Origin of the sequence: Oscillatoria salina IIICB1 (genome assembly GCF_020144665.1) — a bacterium.
Taxonomy (GTDB): Bacteria; Cyanobacteriota; Cyanobacteriia; order Cyanobacteriales; family SIO1D9; genus IIICB1.
The window spans coordinates 1-3,157 of the sequence record NZ_JAAHBQ010000142.1; the positions used below are offsets into that span (position 1 = coordinate 1).

Annotated in this window: 4 protein-coding genes; 2 read left to right on the forward strand and 2 right to left on the reverse strand. The window is 40.9% G+C overall.

All coding sequences use genetic code 11. From position 1 onward, the window contains the following. On the forward strand, window positions 1-209 hold a 209-nt coding region (locus G3T18_RS24465), incomplete at its 5' end, for a four helix bundle protein (protein ID WP_224413213.1). A gap of 201 nt (window positions 210-410) precedes the next feature. Next, window positions 411-2,294 carry an ABC transporter ATP-binding protein gene (locus G3T18_RS24470; RefSeq protein WP_224413214.1) on the forward strand — a complete coding sequence of 628 codons (1,884 nt, stop codon included), beginning with the start codon at window positions 411-413 and terminating at the stop codon, window positions 2,292-2,294. Window positions 2,295-2,571: 277 nt separating this feature from the next. Here the strand turns inward: G3T18_RS24470 and G3T18_RS24475 are convergent, their stop codons facing one another. Next, window positions 2,572-2,808: a type II toxin-antitoxin system RelE/ParE family toxin gene (locus tag G3T18_RS24475; protein ID WP_224413215.1), complete on the reverse strand. Its 237-nt coding sequence runs from the start codon at window positions 2,806-2,808 to the stop codon at window positions 2,572-2,574. Further along, window positions 2,805-3,095: a type II toxin-antitoxin system Phd/YefM family antitoxin gene (locus G3T18_RS24480; RefSeq protein WP_224413216.1), complete on the reverse strand. Its 291-nt coding sequence runs from the start codon at window positions 3,093-3,095 to the stop codon at window positions 2,805-2,807. The genes G3T18_RS24475 and G3T18_RS24480 overlap by 4 nt, the downstream gene beginning before the upstream one ends. Window positions 3,096-3,157 lie beyond the last annotated feature (62 nt).

Below are 3,157 nucleotides of genomic sequence, written 5' to 3' on the forward strand. Positions count from 1 at the left end.
GTTTCTTTTATATTGCTCGTGGTTCCCTAGCTGAAACGATGAGTGCTTTTATCATTGCAGAAAACTTAGGATATTGCACTCAAGAGCAATTAAACTGGGTCAGCCAACTTAAAACTAAAATTGAGAAAAATCTTAACGTTTACTGTCGTTTTGTTCGTTCACAACAGCAGGGTAGTGAGGAATACGGCGATCGCTATTTAAAAGATTAACCACTCACAAAAGCATTATTCAATCCCCAATCCCCAATCCCCAGTCACCAATCCCCAATCACCAATCCCCAATCACCAATCCCCAATCCCCAATCACCAATCCCCAATCACCAATCCCCAATCACCAATCCCCAATCCCCAATCCCCAATCACCAATCACCAAAATTGTTAAAATCCAGTTAAACTGTTTATGCTAAAGCCATGAGTGACATCGTTCTAGACGTTCGCGACTTACAAGTTCAATTTTTTACGGAAAATAAGCGCGTTGATGCGGTATCGGGAATTGATTTTCAGCTTCGACGAGGACAAACTCTCGGAATTGTCGGTGAGTCGGGTTCGGGTAAGTCGGTCACTTCTTTGGCGATTATGGGTTTAATTCCGACTCCGGGTAAGATTACTGGTGGAGAAATTTGGTTTAAACCTAAACCTGAAGCGGAAGCGGTTAATTTGTTGCGGCTGAGTGAGGAACAAAAGCGACGTTTTCGGGGTGGTGAGGTAGCGATGATTTTTCAGGAACCGATGAGTGCCCTGAATCCTGTTTATAATATCGGATTTCAGCTTATAGAGGCAATTAGACAGCATGAAGCTATTTCTCAGTCGGAAGCGAGACGACAGGCGATCGCGCGTTTACAAGAGGTAAAATTATTACCTAGCGATCGCCAATTACGCGATAATTATCTTCAACAGCATCCCAATCTTCCTGATGACGATAATCGCGAAATCTCTCAACACATAAATGAACAAAAGTTGGCGATGCTGAAACGCTATCCTCACGAACTTTCTGGGGGACAGCTACAAAGAGTTTGCATTGCAATGGCGATTTCTTGTAACCCTACTTTACTGATTGCTGACGAACCAACTACCGCACTTGATGTTACCGTTCAAGCCACAATCCTTGACTTATTGCGCGATTTGTGCATGAGTCGCGGAATGTCACTGATTTTTATTACCCATGACTTAGGAGTAATTGCCGAAATTGCCGATCGCGTCGCGGTAATGTATCAAGGTAAAATTGTTGAAAAAGGAAACATTCGTCAGATTTTTCTCGAACCTCAACATCCTTATACTAAAGGTTTATTAGCTTGTCGTCCTCGGCTCGATCGAGAAGCAGAATTTTTGCCTACTGTTGCTGATTTTATGTCAGTAGAAACAGACGCTATAACTGGAGAATTAGTAATTAAAGAAAAATTACCAGAGGAAAATTTGAGCGGTAATTTAGCAAGTCAGGAAAATCTTGAAATATTGCCAGAAATTAAACCAAAAACGCCAATTCTTTCCGTCCAAAATCTCCAAGTAGGATTTCCTCAGCGCGGAATGTTTGGTCAAACTAAACGTTATTTCATGGCAGTAAATAACGTTTCTTTTGATGTTTATTCTGGGGAAACTTTAGGTTTGGTTGGCGAATCAGGTTGTGGTAAATCAACTTTAGCTCGTACCTTACTACGACTAATTCCGACAATGCAAGGTGAGATTAGTTTTGAAGGTCAAAATATTACTGATTTACAAGGAAAATTGCTACGGCGCTTGCGTCGAGAAATGCAAATTGTTTTCCAAAATCCCTATAATTCGCTTAACCCGCGTCTGACAATTGGGAAAACAATTATGGAACCTTTGGAGATTCATCAAACTATTAAAAGTGCGCGGCAACGTAAAGAAAGAGCAGTTTATTTATTGGAACGAGTTGGCTTATCAGCAGACTCATTAAATCGCTATCCCCACTCTTTTTCCGGGGGACAAAGACAGCGAGTTTGTATTGCGAGGGCTTTAGCACTTAATCCTAAGTTTATCATTTGTGATGAGTCAGTTTCCGCCCTTGATGTTTCGGTGCAAGCGCAAGTTTTGAATTTATTAAAAGAGTTACAATCTGAGTTTGGTTTGACTTATATTTTCATTTCCCATGATTTAAGTGTGGTGAAGTTTATGAGCGATCGCATTATGGTGATGAATAAGGGTAAAATCGAAGAAATTGGTTTAGCCGAACGAATTTACAGCGCACCGGAAACGGAATACACTCGTCAATTAATTGCTTCTATTCCCACGGGAGAATTGAAAGAAGTTGAAACGCGATCGCGCTTGGTTAATTAATTTTTGGTACTGGGAAAGGCTGAATTGAGTTTCTAGTTGCAAATAATTCTCAGCTTTACCGTTAGCTAATAATTGGGGAATTTTTCTTGGCTGCATGAAAGTGCAGTCTTGTTTTTTGCTTGTTGATTTTCGCAGGAAGATCGTCTATCCATTTCCAAACCCAAGATTTCTTGGTAAGACGAAAACTTATTCTTCATCACCTGGGGATAATGGCTGTTGATTTCCATGTCTTACATAGAGAATATGCACTGTTTTTTCGGTGACTGTAAAAAGAATTCTATATGTAGGGTTTGCCTTTGCCATACAGAAGTTGTCTGATTTCTTCTGTAAAAAAGTTATTCTCAAAGGCGAAAGAACAACGTCGGGGCATTTGTCCTAGAGAGAGTATAGCTTGATAAAGTCCTTCTAGCCAACTTCGGGCTTGGCGAGGTGAATAGTTGCTAACCCAGAAATACGCCTCTTTAATTCCTTTTTCTGCTGACGGCTGGATGATAACTTGATATTTTTCGCTCATTGAACGTTATCGAGTTGGTCGAACATTTCCGCGAAGAAATCCTCGGCAGTTTTGCCTTGTCCTTCTTTCATTTGGTCTAGCCCGCGTTTGATACCTTTGAGGGTTTCGATTAGTTCAGCAGCATTAAGTAAGGCTTGATAAGATTCCGCATCTTGGACGACAAGTTCAGCTTTCCCGTTAACAGTTAAGACTAAGGGATGTTTGGTGCGCTTGAGGTTTTCGACAAGTTCGGTGGTATTGCGTTTGAATTCGGTCAGGGAGCGGATGTCTTTGGTGAGGTCAAGCATAATTTGAACACCATTAACGCATTTAATTCTCTGCTAATTCTATTTTAGGTTAGTTCGAGAAC